General features: G+C 70.8%; 22 protein-coding genes. 13 read left to right on the top strand and 9 right to left on the bottom strand.

The features are described 5' to 3' along the window. Window positions 1-44: 44 nt before the first annotated feature. A complete protein-coding gene (locus tag GVL05_RS00340; RefSeq protein ID WP_123340833.1) occupies window positions 45-341 on the bottom strand; it encodes a helix-turn-helix domain-containing protein in 297 nt (98 codons plus the stop codon). Between the two features lie 164 nt (window positions 342-505). Here GVL05_RS00340 and GVL05_RS00335 point away from each other — a divergent pair, with 164 nt between their 5' ends. After that, window positions 506-1,963, top strand: a complete 1,458-nt coding sequence (locus tag GVL05_RS00335) for an SPFH domain-containing protein (protein ID WP_123936833.1) — start codon at window positions 506-508, stop codon at window positions 1,961-1,963. A 34-nt stretch (window positions 1,964-1,997) separates the two neighbouring features. On the opposite strand, the gene GVL05_RS00330 is transcribed toward GVL05_RS00335, so the two are convergent. Continuing rightward, window positions 1,998-2,429, bottom strand: a complete 432-nt coding sequence (locus GVL05_RS00330; protein WP_159570239.1) for a hypothetical protein — start codon at window positions 2,427-2,429, stop codon at window positions 1,998-2,000. A 71-nt stretch (window positions 2,430-2,500) separates the two neighbouring features. Next, entirely contained in the window at window positions 2,501-3,460 is a 960-nt protein-coding gene (locus GVL05_RS00325) for a phosphotransferase (protein ID WP_159570237.1), read from the bottom strand. 188 nt (window positions 3,461-3,648) lie between these two features. Between GVL05_RS00325 and GVL05_RS00320 the strand changes: the two genes are divergently transcribed. From GVL05_RS00320 to GVL05_RS00280, 9 genes are all read left to right on the top strand, one after another. Further along, window positions 3,649-5,703: an MDR family MFS transporter gene (locus GVL05_RS00320; protein ID WP_159570235.1), complete on the top strand. Its 2,055-nt coding sequence runs from the start codon at window positions 3,649-3,651 to the stop codon at window positions 5,701-5,703. Between the two features lie 61 nt (window positions 5,704-5,764). Beyond that, the gene (locus GVL05_RS00315) at window positions 5,765-6,349 is read left to right on the top strand and encodes a TetR/AcrR family transcriptional regulator (RefSeq protein ID WP_123293333.1); all 585 of its coding nucleotides are present in this window, start codon (window positions 5,765-5,767) and stop codon (window positions 6,347-6,349) included. Window positions 6,350-6,681: 332 nt separating this feature from the next. After that, entirely contained in the window at window positions 6,682-8,019 is a 1,338-nt protein-coding gene (locus tag GVL05_RS00310) for an enolase C-terminal domain-like protein (RefSeq protein ID WP_159570233.1), read from the top strand. 43 nt (window positions 8,020-8,062) lie between these two features. After that, the gene (locus GVL05_RS00305; RefSeq protein ID WP_235035775.1) at window positions 8,063-9,301 is read left to right on the top strand and encodes a sugar ABC transporter substrate-binding protein; all 1,239 of its coding nucleotides are present in this window, start codon (window positions 8,063-8,065) and stop codon (window positions 9,299-9,301) included. A gap of 107 nt (window positions 9,302-9,408) precedes the next feature. Beyond that, entirely contained in the window at window positions 9,409-10,386 is a 978-nt protein-coding gene (locus GVL05_RS00300; RefSeq protein ID WP_159570231.1) for a carbohydrate ABC transporter permease, read from the top strand. Beyond that, complete coding sequence (locus GVL05_RS00295; RefSeq protein WP_111086328.1) at window positions 10,379-11,296, top strand: carbohydrate ABC transporter permease; 918 nt, start codon at window positions 10,379-10,381, stop codon at window positions 11,294-11,296. The genes GVL05_RS00300 and GVL05_RS00295 overlap by 8 nt, the downstream gene beginning before the upstream one ends. 34 nt (window positions 11,297-11,330) lie before the next feature. Beyond that, window positions 11,331-12,656 (top strand): alpha-L-fucosidase, encoded by a 1,326-nt coding sequence (locus GVL05_RS00290; protein WP_111086327.1) that lies wholly within the window; start codon window positions 11,331-11,333, stop codon window positions 12,654-12,656. Further along, window positions 12,656-12,982 carry an L-rhamnose mutarotase gene (locus GVL05_RS00285; protein WP_159570229.1) on the top strand — a complete coding sequence of 109 codons (327 nt, stop codon included), beginning with the start codon at window positions 12,656-12,658 and terminating at the stop codon, window positions 12,980-12,982. The genes GVL05_RS00290 and GVL05_RS00285 overlap by 1 nt, the downstream gene beginning before the upstream one ends. Continuing rightward, window positions 12,979-13,947: an aldo/keto reductase gene (locus GVL05_RS00280; protein ID WP_159570227.1), complete on the top strand. Its 969-nt coding sequence runs from the start codon at window positions 12,979-12,981 to the stop codon at window positions 13,945-13,947. The genes GVL05_RS00285 and GVL05_RS00280 overlap by 4 nt, the downstream gene beginning before the upstream one ends. Window positions 13,948-14,038: 91 nt before the next feature. Here GVL05_RS00280 and GVL05_RS00275 read toward each other — a convergent pair whose 3' ends face one another. From GVL05_RS00275 to GVL05_RS00250, 6 genes are all read right to left on the bottom strand, one after another. Beyond that, window positions 14,039-14,323: a GlsB/YeaQ/YmgE family stress response membrane protein gene (locus tag GVL05_RS00275; protein ID WP_123293341.1), complete on the bottom strand. Its 285-nt coding sequence runs from the start codon at window positions 14,321-14,323 to the stop codon at window positions 14,039-14,041. A gap of 101 nt (window positions 14,324-14,424) precedes the next feature. Next, window positions 14,425-15,102 (bottom strand): FadR/GntR family transcriptional regulator, encoded by a 678-nt coding sequence (locus GVL05_RS00270; RefSeq protein WP_111086323.1) that lies wholly within the window; start codon window positions 15,100-15,102, stop codon window positions 14,425-14,427. Between the two features lie 87 nt (window positions 15,103-15,189). Further along, on the bottom strand, window positions 15,190-16,047 hold the full coding sequence (locus tag GVL05_RS00265) for an SDR family NAD(P)-dependent oxidoreductase (RefSeq protein ID WP_159570225.1): 858 nt from the start codon (window positions 16,045-16,047) through the stop codon (window positions 15,190-15,192). Beyond that, window positions 16,047-16,916, bottom strand: a complete 870-nt coding sequence (locus GVL05_RS00260) for a fumarylacetoacetate hydrolase family protein (protein ID WP_159570222.1) — start codon at window positions 16,914-16,916, stop codon at window positions 16,047-16,049. Before GVL05_RS00260 ends, GVL05_RS00265 begins: the two co-directional genes overlap by 1 nt. Before the next feature lie 42 nt (window positions 16,917-16,958). Beyond that, window positions 16,959-17,798, bottom strand: a complete 840-nt coding sequence (locus GVL05_RS00255; protein WP_159570219.1) for an amidohydrolase — start codon at window positions 17,796-17,798, stop codon at window positions 16,959-16,961. 382 nt (window positions 17,799-18,180) lie between these two features. Next, window positions 18,181-18,456: a glutaredoxin domain-containing protein gene (locus tag GVL05_RS00250; RefSeq protein WP_123340820.1), complete on the bottom strand. Its 276-nt coding sequence runs from the start codon at window positions 18,454-18,456 to the stop codon at window positions 18,181-18,183. A 49-nt stretch (window positions 18,457-18,505) separates the two neighbouring features. Here GVL05_RS00250 and GVL05_RS00245 point away from each other — a divergent pair, with 49 nt between their 5' ends. Genes GVL05_RS00245 through GVL05_RS00235 form a run of 3 tightly spaced genes read left to right on the top strand, consistent with a single transcriptional unit; the run spans window position 18,506 to window position 22,136 of the window. After that, the gene (locus GVL05_RS00245) at window positions 18,506-20,194 is read left to right on the top strand and encodes an adenosylhomocysteinase (protein ID WP_159570216.1); all 1,689 of its coding nucleotides are present in this window, start codon (window positions 18,506-18,508) and stop codon (window positions 20,192-20,194) included. Continuing rightward, window positions 20,191-21,642, top strand: a complete 1,452-nt coding sequence (locus GVL05_RS00240; protein ID WP_311394730.1) for an amidohydrolase family protein — start codon at window positions 20,191-20,193, stop codon at window positions 21,640-21,642. Before GVL05_RS00245 ends, GVL05_RS00240 begins: the two co-directional genes overlap by 4 nt. Next, window positions 21,639-22,136 carry a cupin domain-containing protein gene (locus tag GVL05_RS00235; RefSeq protein WP_235035774.1) on the top strand — a complete coding sequence of 166 codons (498 nt, stop codon included), beginning with the start codon at window positions 21,639-21,641 and terminating at the stop codon, window positions 22,134-22,136. Before GVL05_RS00240 ends, GVL05_RS00235 begins: the two co-directional genes overlap by 4 nt. The last annotated feature ends 10 nt before the right edge of the window (window positions 22,137-22,146 follow it).

Below are 22,146 nucleotides of genomic sequence, written 5' to 3'. Positions count from 1 at the left end.
TGGTTCCGCGGACTCGCCGGTCCAGACCTCGACCGATTCGTCAATCACAGGGCACCGCCGCTGCGGAGGATGTCATCGATCCGAGCGCGCGCCGTCTCGCTCCGGAACGGGTCGATCGCCTCGATCGTGGTGTCTGCGATCCCGAGTGCGCCGAGGACTGCGAAGAGGGAATCGATGCGCCCACCGGTGCCGGTCTCGATCGCTCGCAACGTGTCGCGCGTCACCGCAGCCCGTTCGGCCAACTCCGCAGCGGACATGCCGTTGACAGACCGCCATCGGCGGATGTTCTCACCGAATGACACGAGCTGCTGTCGGCGGCGGGGTGACGATCGCTGGACCATGGGACCTCCTGGCAGGGAAGTCTGTCACAAAGAGGTCAAATTGACCGGAAAAGCTGCCAAACTCGCTCCTCCGGCCGCCGCGCGTCATCGACGGCTCGTAGGATGGGACCCAACGGAACAACAGATGCGGAATCCAGGCTGGCGCCTGGTCCGGAGGGGGAGTCATGGAAGTCCTGTTCGCGCTCGGAGCCATCCCGCTGATCATCGTGGGGATCATCGTCCTCGCCGTGATCGCACTGATCTACGCGAAGGTCGTGTACCGCAACGCCGGCGCCGACGAAGCGCTCATCATCACCGGCAAGCGCTCGCGCAAGGTCAAGAACGACGACGGCACCGAGACCGTCGAGTCCGGCATCAAGGTCGTGCTCGGCGCCGGCGTCCTCGTCCGACCGTTCTTCGAGAAGGTCGCGAAGCTCTCGCTCAGCTCCCGGGCGATCGACATCAACGTCAACGCGCAGGACTCCCGCGGCGTGACGATCGACGTCGAAGCGGTCGCGCTGGTCAAGGTCGGCGAGACCGACGCCTCGATCCGGGCGGCCGCGCAGCGGTTCCTCGGGCAGGAGAAGAAGATCGACGACTTCGCGCGCGAGGTCCTGTCGGGATCGCTCCGTGCGTCGATCGGCGCGACCGACGTGTCCACGATCATCCGCAACCGCGACCAGCTCACCGTCGCGGTGCTCGACGTTGCGAAGGAGGCCCTGCACAGCCAGGGGCTCGACGTCGACTCCTTCGAGATCAAGGGCATCTCGGACCGCAACGAGTACATCAGCGACCTCGGTCGTGCCGAGCGCGCCCGCGTCCGGCTCGAGGCGGAGAACGCCGAGGCGCAGGCCGACCGCGAAGCGCGAGAAGCCCGTGCCACCGCCGACCAGGCCATCGCCGAAGCCGAGAACACCCTGGCGATCCGACGTGCCGCACTGCAGCTCGACGCCGACCGGGCATCGGCCGAGGCCGCAGCCGCCGGTCCGCTCGCCCAGGCCCGTGCGGCGCAGGGCGTCGTCGAGCAGGAGCAGATCACCGCGCAGAAGCGTGCCGAGCTGCGCCGTGCCGAGCTCGAGTCCGAGGTCTCCGCCGTCGCCGAGGCGCAGGCGCGCAAGACCCGCGTCGAGGCCGAAGCGGCCGCCGGTGCCCAGGTCGAGACGGCCCGCGCCCAGGCCGAGGCCCGTCGGATCTCCGCCGAAGCGATCGCCGCCGAGGCGAAGGCCGAGTCCGAGGCGCGCAAGCTCGCCGCCGACGCCTCCCGTGCCGAAGGTGAGGCAGCGGCCGATGCGATCCGCGCCAAGGGTCAGGCCGAGGCAGACGCCACGAAGGCGCAGGCCGACGCACTCGCACAGCACTCCGAGGCCGTCCTGCGCGTCAAGGCCATCGAGACCCTGCCGAGCATCGCCCGCGAGCTCGCGGCGCCGATGGGCAACATCGACAAGCTGACCGTGGTGTCCTCCGACGGCGCCGGCGCCCTGTCGAAGAGCATCGTGAGCCAGTTCAGCGAGGTCGACGCCCTGCTCGGGACGACCGCCGGGTTCACCCTGAGTGACATCGTCAAGAGTTCGACGACGGGGCAGGCTGCCGCTCGGGCCGTCGTGCGTGAGCAGTCCACCGCTGTCGCGGAGCCGACCGAGTAGTCCTCAGCGGTACCCGGGGCGGGCGTGGCGAGGATCAGTCCTCGTCGCGCCCGTTCTCGTCCCGGCGCTCGCGCTGCTGGCCACCGGCGTCCTCGCGCTGGCCGCCGCCGCGCGGGTCCGCGGCACCGGCGGCATCGCGCTGGTCGGCGAGCCGCTGCTGCCACACGACGCTGCGGGCCGCGCCCTCGAGGATGTCGTCGACGCTCCGTCCGGTCTGCGCCGCGAGCGCACCGCTGAGTCCGGCGGTGAGGGTCCCGCCGGCCGATGCCAGTCGTTCGACGACCTGCTCCTGGCGTGGGGTCAGGGGCTCGTCGACCATCTCGTCGATGGTGTCGCGGATGTTCTGTTCGCTCGCGTCCAGTGCCGCCTCGTCACCGGAGTGCAGTGCCGCTGCTTCTCCGACGACGACGAGACCGAGGCGCGCGGCGTCGTCTTCGGGACGCGGAGTGCGGTGCTCATCAGTCATGCGGGGGACCGTACGCTCCGTGGTGCCGCGCTTGCTGGACAGACGGGGTACCCGACGCCTGTTGCTCGTCGTCAGCGCGGCGCCGCGTCCCACCGGCGGAGCAACCACTCCGCCGCGGCCACACCCTCGCGCCGTTGGAAGTCGCGGATGGTCGGCATGTTCGGCGGTGCCGGCGGCAGCGCGTGCTCGAAGAACAGTCCGGCGAGACCAGCGAGGACGGCGTCGACCGTCGCGGCGGGCAGGCCGGCGAACACCGGGTGGGTGGCGAGGTGGTGCTCGACGTCGCTGTCCTCGCCGCGGACGAGTGTGTCGATCAGGTAGGTCAGCGGGTCGAGCCAGTGCGCGCCGATGCTCGCCCACGGCCAGTCCACGACCCAGACGACCCCGGAACCGTCGACGAGCAGGTTGTCGGCACGGCAGTCGGCGTGCACGAGGTGGTTGCCGTCGACGAGTGCCGCTGCTCGGTCGGCGGCTCGGGCGATCGCGGGTCCGGCGGTGAGGACGTGTGCCGGCACGATCTCGGCCACCCGGTCGGCCAGGGTCGGGTCGCCGAGCATCCGGTCCCAGGCGCCGAACTCGTGGCGCAGGTCGTCGGCGATCCGGGGGAGCGTGCCGAGGTCGCCGGTCGCCGGCGGCAGGGTGTCCAGTGCATCGAGCACCGCCGCGGTGTCGCTGCCGTCGAGTGCTGCCCCGGGGTGCTTGCCCTCGATGTCGTCGAGGACCAGGACGACCCACTCGTCGCCGTCCACGGCGGCGTCGAAGGCGTCCAGCAGGGGTGGTGCCTGCACCGTCGACGGCAGCTGCGCCACCACGCGGGCTTCCCGGCGGTGCAGGGCGAAGGCATCGGCGTTCCGCGATCGCGAGACTGTCTTGACGAACGCCCGTCGCCCCGTCGCCGTGACCACACGGTCGGCACTCCCCGGCGACCACCCGGCCGTCTGGGACTCAGTGGTCGTCACCGCTCCGCCGAGGGTCTGCTCCACCCGGTCGCGCAGGATCGCCGGCACGTCCGTCCACGCAGTTCGCCCCATGGCCGACGACGCTACCTGAGAAGCCGTTCACGAACGTGCACGGACGGCAAGTTTGCGTTGGCCGCAAACGTGCTGATGATGTAAAGTTGCAGCGTCTGCAAGGTTGACCCGCCGTTCGACGGCCCGCCACACACGCTCCGGCGTCCCTTGCCCGCACGACGACCACCACGCACCCCTGAAGGACCCTCATGTCTACTGCCACCGCACCCGTCGAGGTGTCGCGCGGACGACACGACTCCCCGGCCAGCACGCCGGGCAAGCCGATCATGTCGCACCGTCAGATCCTGCTCGTCATCTACGGCCTCATGGCCGGCATGTTCCTGTCGTCGCTCGACCAGACGATCGTCGGCACCGCTATCCGCACCATCGGCGACGACCTGCACGGCCTCGACCAGCAGGCGTGGGTCACGACCGCGTACCTGATCGCGTCGACCATCACGACGCCGATCTACGGCAAGCTCTCCGACGTCTTCGGCCGCCGGCCGCTGTACATCTTCGGCATCGCGGTCTTCATCCTCGGCTCGCTGCTCTCGACGATGTCGACCTCGATGATCATGCTCGCCGCGTTCCGTGCCTTCCAGGGCATCGGTGCCGGTGCGCTGATGTCGCTGCCGCTCGCGATCATGGGTGACATCCTCGCCCCGCGTGAGCGCGCCAAGTACCAGGGCTACTTCCTCGCGGTCTTCGGCATCTCGTCCGTCATCGGCCCGCTCATCGGTGGCCTGTTCGCCGGCGCGAGCACGATCCTCGGTGTCACCGGCTGGCGCTGGGTCTTCCTGATCAACGTGCCGATCGGCGTCGCGGCCCTCCTGATGGTCATCGCCTTCCTGCACCTGCCGAAGTTCGGTGACGCCAAGGCGAAGCCGCGCATCGACTGGTGGGGTGCCACCTCGGTGATCGCGACGCTCGTCCCGCTCCTGCTCGCGGCCGAGCAGGGCCGCACCTGGGGTTGGGGTTCGGCCGGCGCCATCGCCTGCTACGTGATCGGTGCGCTCGGGCTCGTCGCCTTCCTGGTGATCGAGACCCTGATGAAGGACGACGCGATCATCCCGCTCAAGCTCTTCCGCTCGGGCACCTTCTCGATGGCCACGATCCTCGGGTTCCTGGTCGGCTTCGCGATGTTCGGCGCCATGCTGACCATCCCGCTGTACCTGCAGATCGTCACGGGGCTGACCCCGACGGAGTCCGGCTTCGCGACCCTGCCGATGATCGGTGGTCTGATGATCGCCTCGATCGCCTCGGGGCAGATCGTCGCCCGCACCGGTCGCTACCGGATCTTCCCGGTGATCGGCACGGCCCTGGTCTCGGTCGGCTACGTCGTCCTGACGTTCATGACGATCGACAAGCCGCTCTGGTTCCTGATGATCGGCATGTTCCTGATCGGCCTCGGCCTCGGGCAGCTCATGCAGAGCATCACCCTCGCCTCGCAGAACTCCGTGCAGCCGCGGGACATGGGTGTGGCGACGTCGTCCGCCACGTTCTTCCGCCAGATCGGTGGAACGCTCGGTACGGCGGTGCTGCTCAGCATCCTGTTCTCGATCATGCCGGCGAACATCCTGCACGCCACCGCGGACCAGAAGAACCTGTCCGGTGCGCTCGACGCCGCTCTGAACCCGACCGTCGCCACGGCGAAGGCGAACGCGGGCGTCATGGAGCAGATCTGGAACCCGATCGTCACCCCGGTGAAGTCGCAGGTGCAGTCCGGCCTCGACCAGGCCACCGCGCAGGTCACCGCTGCGACGACCGGCGCTCCGGAGGCCGTGCAGCAGCAGGCCCTCACCGCCGCAGCCGACAAGGCGCACGCCAGCGTGCAGGACGGCAAGCTCGTGGTCGACTGGTCCGACGCCTCGCAGCGCTCGTACTGGGTTGGTGAGCTCGCCCCCGAACTGTCGAAGCAGATCGACAAGGGGGCCGGCGACGGCAGCAGCTCGAGCAGCGAGACGAGCGACACGTCCTACCTCAACGGTGCGACCCCGGCGCTGACCAAGCCGTTCATGACCGGCTTCAACGCGTCGGCCGTGACCGTCTACTGGGTCGGCTTCGCCGTGATCCTGCTGGCGTTCATCCTCAGCTGGTTCTTCAAAGCGCCGCCGCTCCGCAAGAGCTCGGCCCTGCAGGAGCAGGCCGACCAGGCCGGCACCGCCGACGACCTCGAGGTGCAGGCCGTCAAGGCGGCCGACACGATGGGGTCGCCCACGGCGCCCGTCACCGGATCGATCCCCGTGCAGCGGGACCGCGCGTAGGACCGGCTACCGGGGCCTCTCGTCACCAGACGGGAGGCCCCGACCCGCACCAGGAGCAGCAGTGAGCACGATCGAATCGCACCCGGCAGGCGACAGTGGCCTGCGGGAACGCAAGAAGCAGCAGACCCGGCACGCGATCCACCAGGCCGCGCTGGCGCTGGTCTCCGACCGGGGCCTGGCCGGCGTCACGGTCGAGGAGATCTGTGCCGATGCCGGCGTCTCGCCCCGCACCTTCTTCAACTACTTCCCGTCGAAGGGCGACGCGGCACTCGGGCTCCCCGAGAGCTCGGTGCCCGAGGCGGCACGGCAGGCGTTCCTGACCGCGGAGGGCCCGCTCGTGTCGGACCTCTGTGACCTCGTCGCCCGGACGGTGACACTGCCGGCGGACCGCCGTCGCATGAAGGAACTCGTGCAGGCGCGACCCGAGATGGTGCCCGCGATGCTGCAGTGGATGGCGCGTGCCCGGCTCGCCGTGTTCACGGTCGCCGCCGAGCGCACCGACGTGGACTCCGCGCGGACCGCGGTGACGCTCGTCATGGCGGCGCTCATCGAGTCGGCACACCGCTTCGCCGACGGCTCGCGCGACGAGCTGGCGGACCGCCTCCGCGGCGTGGTGGCCGAGATGGGCCGGCTCGCCTCCGCCTGAGGCGCGACCACGGACGGGAGGCGCGGCGCGGGTCCGACCCGCACCGCGCCTCCCGTCCGTGGTCCGGTCGCCCCCGCCGAAGCGACAGATGCGCGTGCTCCGCTGTCGACGGTTCCGCGAAAGCGACAGATCTCCGCGAACAGTTGGCGGGGATCTGTCGCTTTGGCGGATCGGCCACGCCGCCGCAATCCACGCCGACGCGACGCGCAGCCATCCGACGACTCGGCCCCGTTCGAGACCAGAACGAGACGAAGAGTTCTCTTGACGCGCGAGACATCCGATGTTTTGATTGCCTCGTTCGGTCGACGGAGACCGGACGGCAGGAGACACGAATGAGCCGCATCACCGGTCTGCACGTGCGCGACATCCGTTTCCCGACCTCTCGGGAGCACGACGGATCCGACGCCATGAACCCCGCGCCCGACTACTCCGCCGCGTACGTCGAGATCACGACCGACGCCCTGGACGGACACGTCGGCACGGGCTTCGTGTTCACGATCGGCCGCGGCAACGAGGTGCAGGAAGCCGCGATCGCCGCCCTGCGCGGGCACGTCGTCGGTGCCGACGCCGAAGCGGTCCTCGCCGACATGGGCGGCACCTGGCGCGCGATGGTCCACGACTCGCAGCTGCGCTGGCTCGGCCCGGAGAAGGGCGTCATGCACATGGCGATCGGCGCCGTGGTGAACGCGCTCTGGGACCTCCGGGCGAAGCGCGCGGGACAGCCGCTGTGGGCGCTGCTGGCGGACCTGAGTCCCGAGGAGCTCGTCGACCTGGTGGACTTCCGGTACCTCACCGACGCGATCACCCCGGACGAGGCGCTCGAGCTGTTCCGAGCCGCCGAACCGCACCGTGCGACCCGTCGGGCTCGGCTCGAAGCGCAGGGCTACCAGGCGTACACGACCACCCCGGGCTGGCTCGGCTACGACGACGAGAAGCTCGCCCGGCTCTGCCGCGAAGCCGTCGACGAGGGCTTCGAGCAGATCAAGCTCAAGGTCGGCGGCGACCTCGACGAGGACGTCCGCCGGATGGGCATCGCCCGCGCCACGGTCGGCCCCGACATCCGCATCGCGGTCGACGCCAACCAGCGGTGGGACGTCGACGAGGCCGTCACCTGGATCGAACGGCTCCGCCCGTTCGACCTCGCCTGGGTCGAGGAACCCACGAGCCCCGACGACGTCCTCGGGCACGCCGAGATCGCCCGGCGCATCGCCCCGATCCCGGTCGCGACCGGCGAGCACATGGCCAACCGGGTGATCGCGAAGCAGCTCATCCAGGCCGGGTCGATGTCGGTGCTGCAGATCGACGCCACCCGGGTCGCGGGGGTCAACGAGAACCTCGCGATCCTGCTGCTCGCCGCGAAGCACGGCGTCCGGGTGTGCCCGCACGCCGGCGGGGTCGGCCTGTGCGAGGCGGTGCAGCACCTGTCGATGTTCGACGCCGTCGCGCTGACCGGCGACCTCGACACCCGGTGCATCGAGTTCGTCGACCACCTGCACGAGCACTTCGTGACCCCGGTGGACGTCCACGACGGCCGCTACTGGCCGCCGACCGCTCCGGGAGCCGGCACCGAGATGCTCGCCGACTCCCTCGACGCCTACGCGTTCCCGGACGGCCCGGCCTGGGCCGTCGTCGACACCGAGACGGTCCCCGACGCGGTCCGCGTCGCCTGATCCCACCCCACACACCCATCACCACGACGAAGTGGAGACTCCGATGCAACGACGACGCATCATCACCGGGCTCGCGGCAGCAGCTGCCGCGGCCCTCGTGCTCACCGGCTGTTCCTCCGGCAGCAGTGCCGGTGGAAGCCAGTCGAAGGACGCCCTGACCTGGTCCATGTGGATCGCCGGGAAGGAGGACAAGGCCGCCTGGCAGAAGGTCGCCGACACCGTGAAGAGCGAGGACGACATCACCCTGACGATCCAGGGCGCGCCGTTCGAGAACTACTTCACGAAGCTCAGCACGCAGTTGAGCGCGGGCGGCGCCCAGTGCGTCGTGAGCATGCAGTCGCTCCGCACCGCGAACTACACGTCGTCGCTGCTGCCGCTCGACGACCTCGCGAAGCAGGACGGCACCGACCTGTCCGCGTTCGACAGCACCGCGCTCGACGGCATGAAGGTCGACGGGAAGCTCTACGGCCTGCCCTACGACACCGGGCCCATCATGATGTTCTACAACAAGGACGTCTTCACGAAGGCGGGCGTGGCCGAGCCGAAGCCGGGATGGACCGTCGACGACTTCGAGGCGGCGGGCGCCGCGCTCAAGGCGAAGGGCGTCACCATGTTCGGTTCGACGGTGGGTGACCTCAACCTCGAGTCGATGGTCTACGGCTACAACGGTGGCCGGGTGATCACGTCCGACGGCGAGCTCGACGCGTCGAACGCGAAGTTCGCGGACGGCCTCGACTGGCTCTCGACACTGGTGGAGAAGGGCTACGCGACGCAGGCGTCGTCGGACGCGTCGACGCCGGGCAACGACTTCGCCGCCGGCAAGGTCGCGATGTACACCGACGGTCCGTGGTCGCTCATCAGCCAGAAGGCCAAGGTGAAGTTCGACCTCGGGGTCACGACGCTCCCCGCGGGGACGTCCGGTCCGTCGACCTTCGCCGCCGGCTCCGGCTTCGGTGTCTCGAAGCAGTGCAAGTACCCGGAGCAGGCGTTCAAGGCCGTCCAGACGATGACCAGCGAGAAGGTCCTGACGTCGCTCGCCGAAGCGGGACGAGCCTTCCCCGGCCGCACCGCTGCCCAGTCGGCGTGGTACTCGAGCGCCGGCATCGACGGCGCCGAGGCCGCGCTCAAGGCAGGGCTCGCCAAGTCCTCGCCGCTCCTCGGGAACAAGCAGAGCGACCAGCTCTCCCAGCTGTTCACGCAGTACGCCCTGCAGGCGGTGAACGGGCAGACCTCCGGCAAGGAGACGATGTCCTCCATCGCCGGCCAGCTCGGCACGCAGTGACCAGCTGAACCAATGAGCGGACTGGAAGCCCGTTGCGGCCCCGCCACGGGCCTCCCGTCCGATCCATCCCCTGTTCAGGACCGCGCGAACGACGAGGAGGTCGTCGCATGACCACCATCCAGGACCCACCGGCCGAAGCGGCCGTCCCCGCGGTCGCGACCGCGGTCGCGGTCGGAGCCGCGACCCCGCGGCGGAAGGACGGCGAGGACACGAGCGCACTCGGGCGCCGCTCCTGGTGGGGCGCCGCGTTCGCGGCACCGCACTCGATCGGACTCGTCGTCTTCACGGCGTTCCCGATCGTCGCCTCACTCGTCGTCAGCTTCATGAACTGGCCCATGCTCGGCGAGCGCAGCTGGGCCGGCATCGAGAACTACACCCGGCTCTTCGCCGACCCGGTCTTCCGCACCGTCGCCCTCAACACGGCGCTGTTCGTGGTGCTCTACGTGCCGCTCAACCTCGTCGTGTCGCTCGGGCTCGCCGCCTGGCTGACGCCGCGGATCGCCGGCCGACACGTCTTCCGCGTCCTGTTCTTCATCCCGACCATCACGCCGATCGTCGCGAACGTCGTGGTGTGGCGGATGCTGTACCAGCCCGGGGGAGCGATCGACGCGTCACTGCAGTCCACCGTGGGCGTGCACGCGCCGAACTTCCTCGCCGACGAGCACTGGGCGATGCTCGCCATCGTCGCGATGAGCGTCTGGCAGGGCTTCGGCTACAACATGCTGATCTTCTCGGCGGCCCTCGACGCCGTGCCGGAGAACCAGATCGAGGCCTCGCAGCTCGACGGCGCGAACGCCTGGCAGACCTTCTGGGCCATCAAGTTCCCGCTCATCTCGCCGTCCGTGTTCTTCGCGACGATGATGACGCTGATCACCTCGTTCCAGGTGTTCGTGCAGCCGTTCGTCCTCACCAAGGGCGGGCCGGGCACCGCGACGGAGACCCTCGTGCAGTACATCTACAACACCGGCTTCCAGAACCAGCAGCTCGGTCTGGCCTCGGCCGGTGCCTGGGTGCTGTTCGTCATCATCCTCGGGATCACGGCCGTCCAGTTCCTCGGGCAGAAGCGGTGGGTGCACTATGAGTGAAGCGGTCCGCGGGCACGTCGCTGCCACCACGTCGAACCGGACGGTCAACCCGCGTGCCGTCGCCAGGACGAAGTCCGCGCCACGACCGGGGCGGGTCCGGCACGCGATCGGGTACGCCCTGCTCTGCCTCGTCACGCTCCTGTTCGTCTCGCCGCTCATCTACATGGTCGCGACGAGCCTCAAGCCCGCCGACCAGGTGTTCACCACCCCGCCGACGCTCTGGGGTCGCTCGCTCGAGTGGGACAACTACGTGCAGGCGTTCACCTACCTGCCGTTCGCCCGCTTCATCCTCAACGGCGTGTTCGTCGCGGCGGTCGGGACGGCGATCAACGTCGCCGTGGCCGTGCTCTCCGGGTACGCGTTCTCACGGTTGCGCTGGCGCGGCCGGAACACGGTGTTCCTGCTGTTCCTCGTCACGCTGATGATCCCGCAGGACGTCCTCGTCATCCCGATGTACGTGATGATGCAGGGCTTCGGCTGGGTCGACACGTTCCAGGCACTCATCATCCCGTGGGCGTTCACGGCCCTCGGCGCGTTCCTGGTCCGGCAGTTCTTCCTGACCGTGCCGCAGGAACTCGACGACGCCGCCCGGGTCGACGGGGCTGGCGCGATCCGGACCTTCTTCTCGGTGATGATGCCGCTCGCCCGACCGACCATGGCCGTCCTCGCGGTGTTCTCGTTCATCTCGTACTGGAACTCGTTCCTCTGGCCGCTCGTCATCGTCAACGACGTCGAGGCCCGGGGCACCATCCCGCTCGGCCTGCAGCAGTTCTTCGGCCAGCAGGGCTCCGAGTGGAACCTCGTGATGGCGGCATCGGTGATCTCGATGCTGCCCACCGTGATCCTGCTCGTCCTGCTGCAGAAGCACCTCGTCAAGGGCATCGTCACCAGCGGCCTCGGCGGCCGGTGACACCCCTCCCCCCTCTGAAAGGAACACTGGCCTCATGACCATCACCGCACCTGCAGAGCCGCAGACCGCGACCGACGCGAGCGGCCTGCCCGCCTGGTTCACCCACGACCGGTTCGGCATGTTCATCCACTGGGGGCTGTACGCCCTGCCGGCACGGCACGAGTGGGTGAAGAACCGCGAACGGATCACCGACGCCGACTACCAGAAGTACTTCGACCACTTCGACCCCGACCTGTTCGACGCCGCCGACTGGGCCCGCCGTGCTCGCGAAGCCGGCATGAAGTACGTCGTGCTCACCACGAAGCACCACGAGGGCTTCTGCCTCTGGGACAGCAAGCTCACCGACTACAAGTCCACGAACACCCCGTTCGGCCGCGACATCGTGCGCGAGTTCGTCGACGCCGTCCGGGCCGAGGGACTGCGGGTCGGCTTCTACCACTCGCTCATCGACTGGCACCACCCGGACTTCACCGTCGACGGCGTGCACCCGAGGCGCGACGACTCGCCCGAGGAGATCGAGGCGTTCAACCAGGGCCGCGACATGTCGCGCTACCGGGAGTACCTGCACGGGCAGGTCGAGGAGCTGCTCACCGACTACGGGCAGGTCGACTACCTGTTCTACGACTTCTCGTACCGGGACAACGACCACGAGGACATCTGGGGCGGCAAGGGTCGCGACGACTGGGGATCCTCGGAGCTGCTCGAACTGACCAGGCGGCTCCAGCCCGGCATCATCGTCAACGACCGGCTCGACCTGCCGGGCGACATCGTCACCCCGGAGCAGTACCAGCCGGACAAGCCGATGGAGGTCGACGGCGCCCAGGTGCCGTGGGAGGCCTGCCAGACGCTCAACGGATCGTGGGGCTACGACCGCGACAACGTGAACCTCAAGCCCGTCGACCTGCTCGTCCGCATGCTCGTCGACGGCGTCTCGAACAACGGGAACATGCTGCTCAACATCGGCCCCACCGGCCGTGGCGAGTTCGACGGGGTCTCCCGCCAGACCCTCGACGGGATCGGGACGTGGATGCACCAGCACGCCCGGTCCGTCTACGGCGCCGGACCGTCGTCGTTCGTCGCGCCGCGCAACACCGTCTACACGCAGAACGGCAACCGCCTGTACCTGCACCTGTTCGCGTGGCCGTTCGAGCACGTGCACCTGCCCGACCTGGCCGGCCGAGTCGCCTACGCCCAGCTGCTCAACGACGCGTCGGAGCTGCACTTCCGCGAGATCCCGCCGGGGACCCGCGCGCAGAACACCGGGCTCGGCGGGCAGCCGGCGGGGACGCTGACGCTCACGCTGCCGATCGTGCGACCCGACGTCGCCGTGCCGGTCGTCGAGCTGTTCCTGCGCGACTGATGCAGCGCATCCTGTCGAGGACCCGGCTGCGGGCGGGGAACGAGGCCGCGTACGACGCCGTGCACGCGTCGATCCCGCCCGCGCTCGCGGCCCGGCTGCGTGATGCCGGGGTGCACGACTGGACGGTGTGGCGTGACGGGCAGGACCTGATCCACCTCATCGAGGTCGAGGACTACCGGGCGATGCGTCGGGCGCTCGCCGACGACCCGGTCAACGCGGAGTGGCAGGAGACGATCAACCCGCTGCTCGAGGCCGACGACGACTACTCGGGGAACGACGACGGTGTGCCGCAGGTCTGGTCGCTCTCCGGACAGGTGGACGCATGACTGGCCTCGACCTCGACCTCGACCTCGACCGCGGTCCGTTCTGGTTCGGCGGCGCCGGCATCGGCAACCTGCTGCGCCCGGTGTCCGACGACGACGCCCGTGCCACGGTCGACGCCGCCTGGGACGCCGGCGTGCGCGGGTTCGACACCGCGCCGCACTACGGCCTCGGGCTGTCGGAGCGGCGGCTCGGGGCGGCGCTCGCCGACCGTCCGCGTGACGCGTTCCTGGTGTCGACGAAGGTCGGGCGGCTGCTCGTCCCCGGGCGTGGCGACGGGGACGACCTGGCCTCCGGCGGGTTCGCGGTGCCGAACGACACCGTGCGGCAGTGGGACCCCTCACCGTCGGGTGTCCGGCGGTCGTTGGACGAGTCGCTCGGGCGGCTCGAACTCGACCACGTCGACGTCGCGTACCTGCACGACCCCGACGTCTACTCGCTCGAGGACGGCCTGACGCAGGCGCTGCCGACGCTCGCCGAGCTGCGGGACGACGGCGTGGTCCGGGCCGTCGGCGTCGGGTCGAACTCGGTCGAGGCCCTCGACGCCGCGGTGTCCACCGGGCTGTGCGACGTGGTCATGCTCGCGGGCCGGTACACGCTCCTGGAGCAGCCGGCGGCGGAGCTCGTCGCCCGGTGCGCCTCGCTCGGCGTCGCGGTCGTCGCGGTCGGGGTCTACAACTCGGGACTGCTCGGGCGGGACCGGCCCGACGCCACGGCGACGTACGACTACGCCACGGCACCGGCGGCACTCGTCGCGCGGGCGAACGCGATCGCCGACGTCTGCGAGCGGCACGGGGTCACGCTGCCCGAGGCGGCGCTGGCGTTCCCGCGGCGTGCTGCTGCGGTCGCCGCGATCGCCCTCGGCGTGCAGTCCGCCGAGCAGGTGCGCTCGAACGTCGCCCGGGCCGCGGCCGTGGTGCCGGAAGCTCTGTGGGACGACCTCCGCGCCGCCGGCCTGCTGACCGGCTGAGCCCCGCACAACCAAAATCACCCCGAACCGCACGGATGCGCGGTTCGGGGTGACGTTGGTTGTGCAGCGAGTCGTGCCCGCCGAGACCTGCCTAGCGGGTCTTGGCGCTGCGACCCGAGAAGCGGATGTAGATGATCAGCACGATGATGGCGCCGATGATCGAACCGATGATGCCGGCCGGCTGGAAGAAGCCGTCCATCAGGTCGTGGCGGAAGATCAGGAACCCGAGGAACCCGCCCACGAACGAGCCGATGATGCCCAGCAGGATGGTCATGGGGATCGAGATGTGCTGCTTGCCGGGGACGACGAGCCGGGCGATGGCGCCGGCGATCAGGCCGACGACGATAAGACCGATGATGGTGCCAAGGACGCCCATGGTGTTTCCTCCGTGTTCTGCGGCCGGTCCGAGCGCGACGGATGTCGTGCTCAGGGCCGACGACCGACACAACACCCACCCGACTGCACGCGTTCTCGGTTTCAGTCGAGGGAGCGCCGCAACCAGCGCTCGACGCCCTCGACGTGCGACACCACGAGCGCCTGCACGAGCTGCGGATCCCGGCGTCGGATGGCGTCCACGATGGCGGCGTGCTCGTCGAGGGTGCGCTGCACCGAGCCGTTCTGCGTCAGCCCCCGCCAGACCCGCACCCGCACGGTCTTGCTCGACAGGGCGTCGAGGAGCCCGGACAGGTACTGGTTGCCGCCGATGCCCGCGATGGTCGAGTGGAACAGCAGGTCGTGCGCGACGAGGTCCTCGACACCGGTGTCCTCGCCGACGGACTGCATCAGCGTGGCGAGCTCGTCGATCTGCTGCTCCGAGGCCCGCGCGGTCGCCAGGACGGCGGACGCGGGCTCGAGGATGCGGCGGACCTCGAGCAGGTCGACGAGGGACCGGTCGTGGTGCATGTCGACGACGAACGACACCGCCTCGAGCAGCACGCCGGGTTCCAGCGACGTCACGTAGGTGCCGTCGCCGCGGCGGACGTCGAGCACGCGGATGAGTTCGAGGGCCTTCACCGCCTCGCGCAGGCTGTTCCGGGACAGGCCGAGCGACTCGCTCAGTTCCTTCTCGGGCGGGAGGCGCTGCCCGGGTTGGAGCTCACCGCTCACGATCATCTGCTGGATGCGTGCGATCGCATCGTCGGTCAGCGACGCCACGTCACCACCTCCTGATCCCGGCCCGCTCGCGGACGCGAGCCGACAGGTCGACGATAGCCGGGCCTCCCGGTCGTCACGGCCCGACCATCAGGCGGGCCGCAGCCGGAGGGCCTGCATCCCGCCGTCGACGGCCAGGTCGACGCCCGTCGTGGACCGGGCGAGCGGGCTCGTCAGGTAGGCGACCGCCTCGGCGACCTCCTCCGCCTGCACGAGCCGGCCGTGCGGCTGCCGGGCCTCGAGCGCTGCGCGTTCGGCGGCCGGGTCGCCCGCGGTGGACAGCAACCGCGCGACCCACGGAGTGTCCGCCGTGCCGGGGTTGACGGCGTTGACGCGGATGCCCTCGCGGATGTGGTCGGCGGCCATCGCGCGGGTCAGAGCGGCGATCGCACCCTTGGTCGCCGAGTAGAGCGCCCGCTGGGGCAGCCCTGCGGTGGCGGCGATCGAGCAGGTGTTCACGATGCTCGCGTTGCCCGACGCCCGCAGGTGGGGGAGCGCAGCGCGCGACAGCCGGACGGCGCCGAGGACGTTGACCTCGTACACGCGGCGCCACTCGTCGTCGTCGTTGCCCTCGACCGTGCCCTGGGCGCCGATGCCGGCGTTGTTGACCAGGACGTCGAGGCCGCCGAGCTGCTCGACGGCGGTGGCGACGGCGGCGCGGACCGACGCGTCGTCGCTGACGTCGCACGTCACCGAGAGGAACCCATCGACGGTCGACGGCTGCAGGTCGAGCACGGCGACCGTGGCACCGCGATCCCGCAGGGCAGCGGCGATCGCCGCGCCGATGCCGGACGCGCCCCCGGTGACGATGGCCCGGACGCCGTCGTGGCTGCCGGTGCTGCCGGAGCCGGTTCCGCCGGCGCTGCTCGTGCGGCCGGTGCCGGTGCCGGCGCCGCCGCCGGTGCCGGCGCCGCCGCCGGTGCCGGCGCTGCCGGTTGCGTCCGCCATCAGGCTGCCCCGACCGTCTGGCGCTGCGAGCCGAGCCCGTCGGCGGTGAGCTCGACGACGTCGCCGGGCTGCAGGTAAGGCGCGTGTCCGGCCAGCGCGACGCCCGCCGGGGTCCCCGTGCTGATGACGTCGCCGGGGTACAGCACCATGAACTGCGACAGGTACCGGACGATCTCCACAGGACGGAAGATCATGTCGGCGGTGGTGCCGTCCTGCCGGACCTCGCCGTTGACGGTCAGTCGGAGCGCGAGTGCCGCGGGGTCGAGGCCGGCGGCGGCGAGCGACCCGGGCGTCACCAGCCACGGCCCGAGCGGGTTGAAGGTCTCGCAGGACTTCCCCTTGTCCCACTGCCCGCCGCGTTCGAGCTGGAACTCCCGCTCGGACACGTCGTTCGCGATGGCGTAGCCGGCGATGGAGGCCTCGGCGTCCGCATCGGTCTCGCAGTACCGAGCCGTGCGGCCGATGACGATCGCGAGCTCGATCTCCCAGTCGGTCTTCGTGCTGTTCCGGGGGATCAGGACCTCGTCGTCGGGGCCGATCACCGTCATCGGGTCCTTCATGAACACGATCGGTTCGGTGGGGATGTCGGCGCCGGTCTCGGCGGCGTGGTCGCGGTAGTTCAGGCCGATGCAGACGACCTTGCCGGGGCGGGTGATCGGCGCTCCGCGCCGCATGCCGTCGGCCCGGTCTCGACCGATGATCGTCAGGTCGCCCGCGCTGCGGGCGTGGTCGACGCGGCCGACCGGGTCCGAGGCCAGGAAGGACCCGCTGATGTCACTGGTGATCGAGCGGAGGTCGAAGACCTCGCCGTCGGTGTCGATGGCCACGGGGATCTCGCTCCCCGCCGGGCCGAGTCGTGCGAACTGCATCGTTCCTCGCTCTCCGGCTGCGCCAGTGCAGCCAGAAACATCCTATGTCTGCGTGGTCCTCGGGACAAGGTAGATGCGCTCCGCGGTTCCGCCGAAGACGGCGTCGTGCTCGGTCGTCGACAGGTCGGCGAGTGCGTCCGTCGTCCGCTGCACGACCGCCGCGTAATCGGTCGCCAGGGTCGACACCGGCCAGTCCGAGCCGAACAACGACCGCTCGGGGCCGAACTGCTCCACGACCTCGCGGACGTACCGGTCGACCGGGCGGTCGCGCCAGTCCGGTCCGGCCTCGGTGAGCAGGCCGGAGACCTTGCACGTGACGTTCGGGCGTGCAGCGAAGTCGGCCATCCGTCCGGGCCAGGCCGGGTCACCCGTGTCGATCGATGGTTTGCCGGCGTGGTCCAGCACGAACGATGCGTCGGGGACGGCGTCGACCAGGGCCAGCGCGGCCGAGTGCTCTCGGGCGCGGACGAGCAAGTCGAACACCAGGCCGGCACCGGCGAGGACTCGCACCCCGCGGGCGACGTCGGGGCGGCCGAGCCAGCCGGGGTCCGGTTCGTCCTGTGCCAGGTGCCGGGTGCCGACGAGGCGATCACCGCCGGGAAGCGCACGGACGGCGGCGATCCGGTCAGCCACGTCCGGCGCGGTCAGGTCCACCCAGCCGACGACGCCCGCGACGGGGGCGGGCTGCTCGAGGAGCCAGGCGGTCTCGTCGGGATCGTGCACGGCCTGCACGACGATGGTCCGCGTCACGCCGGTGTCCTGCGTCGCTGCGCGGAGGTCGTCCACGTCGAACCGGCGGCGGATCGGGGCGACGGAGTCGTCCATCCAGGGGTACGGCCGGTCGGCGGGGTCCCAGAGGTGGTGGTGAGCGTCGATGATCACGCCCTCATGATGCCCGATTCATCCGATGTCCGCCCGGTGCTCGATGTGCTTGGTGCGAAAGCGACAGAAGTCGCCGCACCTGCCGGTCGGTCCGCCAGAGCGACAGTGTGCCGCCAATGTTCGGCGGCACACTGTCGCTTTCGCGAAAGCGTCACCCGCGCCCGACGGCGACCGGTGGGCTCTGGACACGACCACGGCCGGGAGGCACGGTGCGCGTCGGGCGCGCACCGCGCCTCCCGGCCGGGTTGATCCCAGAGCATCCCGCGAAGGCGACAGATCTCGTCCCGTCGCACGGTCGGTGCCGCCAGCGCGACAGGCTGCCGCCGATGTTCGGCGGCAGACTGTCGCTTTTGCGAAAGCGGCCGGCCGAGCCGCCCGCGGCTCAGACGGCGCCGGAGGCCTCGAGCTCGGCGCGCAGCTCGGCGTCGGACGGCTCGACGAAGTGCTTGCCGTTCGGCAGCACCACGACGGGGATGTTCTTCCGCCCGCTGATCGCTTCGGCACGGTCGGCCGCCGACAGGTCCTGCTCGACGTCGACGTACTCGTAGTCGACGCCGAGGGTGTCGAGCAGCGCCTTGGACCGGCGGCAGTCGCGGCACCAGTCCGCACCGAACATCGTCACCTTGTCGAACACTTCGGTCGTGGATGCATCGCTCATGCCCAGAGAGTACGTCGGCGGGGCCCCGCGCATTCCCTACGATTGGGGCATGCCGCCAGGACCCGACCCCGTGACGCGATCCTGGGCGTCGGCGGCCGTCCGACGCTTCGCCGCGGTCACGAACCTGCTCGTCGCAGCCCGTCGGTTCCGCATCGTCGGTGGCGACCCCCGCGACGCGTCGGCGCTGCACGGCCTGCTGACCGGCCTCGGTGCACGCCCGGCCGCGGACCACGAGCCGATCGACCAGCTCTGGTGCCTCGGTTCCCCCGAGGACTCCACCCCCGTCATCGAGCGCGAGGCCGACCGCCCCCGCGGCGCCACGCTCATCGTGATCGACGCCGGCCGGCACCTGCCCGCGGTCGACGAGGACGCCTTCGGCCCCGTCGTCACCGCCCGCCCGGGCGTGCTCGGCGTCCCGATGCTCTCCGACGACGTCTTCCTGGTCTCCACCGGCCGCGACCCCGAGGACGACCCGGCCGCCGACGCCCGGCTGCGCTGGGCGCGACGCTCGATGCCCGTCTCGCGCGCGGTCGCCGCCGAACTCCGCGACGGTGGACTGCTCCGCGGCACCCGCATCGGCGTCGCGATGTTCCTCGAGCCGAAGACGGCGGTGCTGAGCCTGCTCCTCCGCGACGCCGGTGCGGAGGTCGTCGTCTACGCGCACGCCGACGAGACCGACGACGCCGTGGCCGCGTCGCTCCGGGCAGCGGGGCTCACGGTGCACGCGAGCAGCACGGCCTCGCTGCCGGAGCAGAAGGCGCTCGCCCTCGCGATGCTCGACAGCCGGCCGCACATCCTGCTCGACGACGGTTCCCACGTCATCCGGCTCGCCCACCAGGAGCGTCCGGACCTGCTGCCGACGATGCTCGGCGCGGCCGAGGAGACCACGAGCGGCCTCCGACCCCTGCGCGTGATGGCGTCGCGGGGCGAGCTCGGCATCCCCGTGGTCGCCGTCAACGACGCCCGCACCAAGACGTTCTTCGACAACCGGTACGGCACCGGGCAGTCGACGGTGTTCGCCGTGCTCGACCTGGTCGACGGGCTCCCGTCCGGTACGCACCGAGTGCAGCCGGGAGGCGCGGCGGTCGTCGCCGGGTTCGGGCACGTCGGCGAGGGGGTCGCGTTGGTGCTCTCCGCCCTCGGGTTCCGGGTCACGGTCGCCGAGACCGACCCGGTGCGCGCCCTGCAGGCGCTGTTCGCCGGCCACGCCGTCGCGCCGCTCGCCGAGGCCGTGCAGGACGCCGACCTCGTGGTGAGCGCCACCGGGGTCGCCGACACCATCGACCTGCGCGTGCTGCGCTCGTGCGCGGACGGGGCCGTCGTCGCCGTCGCGGGCGGGGTCGACCACGAGGTCGCGCTCGACGACGCCCGCGCCGCCGGAGCCGGACTGCGGCCAGTGGGTCCGAAGGCCGAGCGCCTCGTGTTCCCCGACTCCGAGGGCGGACCGATCGTGCTCGACCGCGGCGGCTGCATCAACATCACGGCAGCCGAGGGCAACCCGATCGAGATCATGGACCTGTCCTTCGCCGCGCAGCTCGGGGCCGTCCGCATGCTGCTGGAGCGCGGCGACGAACTGGAGCGAGCCGTCGTGCCCATCGATCCCGCGGTCGATGACGCGACCGCCCGCACGGCGCTCGCCGCGTTCGGAACGCGCCCCGTTCCTCCCGGCCTTCCAGCCGAACACCCTGCGGACCGCGAGCCGGACGTCCGGACGCGTCGTTTCGGAGACCCCGCATGAGCGCTGCGCACCCGAGCGACTCGCACCCGAGCACCGCGCGCCCGACCGCCGCGCACCCTCGTGCCGACCACTCCGTCGTCGTGCACTCGGCGCGCGTCGTCGTGCCGATGACCGCGCCCCCGATCGCCGACGGCGCGGTCGCCGTGCAGGACGGCCGCATCCTGCACGTCGGTGACCGGTCCTGGGTCGTCGACCAGCTCACCGGCTCGGGTGCGACGTTCACCGAACGGCAGTGGCGCGGAGCCCTCCTGCCGGGCCTCGTCAACGCGCACTCGCACCTGCAGTACACCGGCATGGCCAGTGTCGGCCGAGGCCAGTACGACGGTTTCGAGGACTGGGCGTCCGCGTTCAACCAGGACTACGCCGAACCGCACGACTGGCGGGCCGAAGCAGCCGCTGGTGCCGCCGCCTCGATCCGCGCGGGCGTGACGAGCATCGCGGACATCGTCACCGACATCGAGGCCTCCACCGCGCTCGAGGATGCCGGGCTCGGTGGCATCGCCTACTGGGAGGTGATGGACTGGGAGAACGACGCGTGGCAGTCGCACGGCCGCGACCAGGTGCTCGACGAACTCGCCCGGATCCCGACCACTCCCGGCGCCGGTCTGTCGCCGCATGCGCCGTACTCGCTCGAGGTCGCGCCCCTCCTCGAACTCCCCGACATCGTCCGGCAGCGTGGGCTCCGCCTGCACCTGCACCTCGGCGAGGCCGCCTTCGAGGGTGAGCGCATCGCCCTCGGACCGGTCCCCGGACTCGACGGCGTCGACGGCGTCGGCCACGGCAACGACTGGCACCTGGCGAACGTGCCCTCGTTCCGGGCGCTCCGGGCACTCGGGTTCGGGGCGAGCGCCACCGCGTTCGTCGACCGGCTCGGGGTGCTCGGCCCGGACTGCCACATCGCGCACGGCGTGTACATGACCGCTGCCGACCGGGCGCTCCTGCGCGCTCGCGGCACCGCAGTCGCACTGTGCCCGCGGTCGAACGCCGTCATCGGCCTCGACCCGCCTCCCGTCGCCGACTACCTGCGCGAGGGCAGCCCGATCGCCATCGGCACCGACTCGCTGTCGTCGTCACCGTCCCTCGACCTGATGGCCGACGTCACGGCGTTGCACCGGATCGCCCGTGCCCAGGGCTACGGGCACCGGGACCTGCACGAGCGGCTCCTGTCTGCGGCGACGCTCGGTGGTGCGCACGCCATGGGACTCGCCGTCGGCCCGGACCGCATCGGCCACCTCGCCGTGGGCGCCCGCGCCGACCTGGCCGTCTTCGACGTCGACGCCCGGACCGTGCCCGACGCACTCGCCGAGCTCGTCGAGGACGGTGCCGGGCGTGCGTCCGCGACCGTCATCCGTGGGGTCGTCCGCGCGGTCGACGGAGCACTGACCGGCGTGCCCGCGTCATCGCCCGACCGCCCTGCCCGCCCTGTCATCCCTGTGGAGGAATCATGACCGAGACCGCACCCCGCCCCGGCATGGCCGCCCGTCGCACCGTCGACGGCGAACTGATCGAGTGGCTCGACGTGCCGAAGCGCGCCATCGCCCTCGGCATGGAGCCGCACCCCGAAGGTGGTTGGTACGTCCGCACCTGGACCTCGCCGGCCACGGTGACGACGCCCGCGGGGGACCGCCCCGCCGCGACCCTGATCCACTTCCTGCTGCCCCCGGGCGAGGCCTCGGCCTGGCACCGGGTGACGAGCGACGAGATCTGGATGTGGCACGGTCCGGACACCGTCGAGCTCGAACTCGGCGGCTCCGGCGATGCTCCCGAGCCCGGTGCGCGGATCACCCTCGGGCCCGACGCCGGACGTGACCGGGTGAACGACGCACAGGCGTTCGTGCGCGGCGGCGTGTGGCAGCGGACGATCCCGAACGACGGCGAGGTGCTGCTGAGCTGCCTGGTGTCGCCGGGCTTCTCGTTCGAGGACTTCACGATGGCCGACTGACGTACCACAT

Origin of the sequence: Curtobacterium sp. 18060 (assembly GCF_902706105.1) — a bacterium.
Taxonomy (GTDB): Bacteria; Actinomycetota; Actinomycetes; order Actinomycetales; family Microbacteriaceae; genus Curtobacterium.
Note: the sequence above shows the minus strand (reverse complement) of the source record. Positions and strands in the feature narration are given on the sequence as shown.

Coding starts and splice junctions, on each gene's coding strand:
- GVL05_RS00305 (WP_235035775.1), top strand. CDS start 8,063: ATGCAACGACGACGCATCATCACCGGGCTCGCGGCAGCAGCTGCCGCG.
- GVL05_RS00240 (WP_311394730.1), top strand. CDS start 20,191: ATGAGCGCTGCGCACCCGAGCGACTCGCACCCGAGCACCGCGCGCCCG.
- GVL05_RS00280 (WP_159570227.1), top strand. CDS start 12,979: ATGACTGGCCTCGACCTCGACCTCGACCTCGACCGCGGTCCGTTCTGG.
- GVL05_RS00285 (WP_159570229.1), top strand. CDS start 12,656: ATGCAGCGCATCCTGTCGAGGACCCGGCTGCGGGCGGGGAACGAGGCC.
- GVL05_RS00275 (WP_123293341.1), bottom strand. CDS start 14,323: ATGGGCGTCCTTGGCACCATCATCGGTCTTATCGTCGTCGGCCTGATC.
- GVL05_RS00300 (WP_159570231.1), top strand. CDS start 9,409: ATGACCACCATCCAGGACCCACCGGCCGAAGCGGCCGTCCCCGCGGTC.
- GVL05_RS00320 (WP_159570235.1), top strand. CDS start 3,649: ATGTCTACTGCCACCGCACCCGTCGAGGTGTCGCGCGGACGACACGAC.
- GVL05_RS00310 (WP_159570233.1), top strand. CDS start 6,682: ATGAGCCGCATCACCGGTCTGCACGTGCGCGACATCCGTTTCCCGACC.
- GVL05_RS00235 (WP_235035774.1), top strand. CDS start 21,639: ATGACCGAGACCGCACCCCGCCCCGGCATGGCCGCCCGTCGCACCGTC.
- GVL05_RS00260 (WP_159570222.1), bottom strand. CDS start 16,916: ATGCAGTTCGCACGACTCGGCCCGGCGGGGAGCGAGATCCCCGTGGCC.
- GVL05_RS00335 (WP_123936833.1), top strand. CDS start 506: ATGGAAGTCCTGTTCGCGCTCGGAGCCATCCCGCTGATCATCGTGGGG.
- GVL05_RS00340 (WP_123340833.1), bottom strand. CDS start 341: ATGGTCCAGCGATCGTCACCCCGCCGCCGACAGCAGCTCGTGTCATTC.
- GVL05_RS00325 (WP_159570237.1), bottom strand. CDS start 3,460: ATGGGGCGAACTGCGTGGACGGACGTGCCGGCGATCCTGCGCGACCGG.
- GVL05_RS00290 (WP_111086327.1), top strand. CDS start 11,331: ATGACCATCACCGCACCTGCAGAGCCGCAGACCGCGACCGACGCGAGC.
- GVL05_RS00250 (WP_123340820.1), bottom strand. CDS start 18,456: ATGAGCGATGCATCCACGACCGAAGTGTTCGACAAGGTGACGATGTTC.
- GVL05_RS00330 (WP_159570239.1), bottom strand. CDS start 2,429: ATGACTGATGAGCACCGCACTCCGCGTCCCGAAGACGACGCCGCGCGC.
- GVL05_RS00295 (WP_111086328.1), top strand. CDS start 10,379: ATGAGTGAAGCGGTCCGCGGGCACGTCGCTGCCACCACGTCGAACCGG.
- GVL05_RS00245 (WP_159570216.1), top strand. CDS start 18,506: ATGCCGCCAGGACCCGACCCCGTGACGCGATCCTGGGCGTCGGCGGCC.
- GVL05_RS00265 (WP_159570225.1), bottom strand. CDS start 16,047: ATGGCGGACGCAACCGGCAGCGCCGGCACCGGCGGCGGCGCCGGCACC.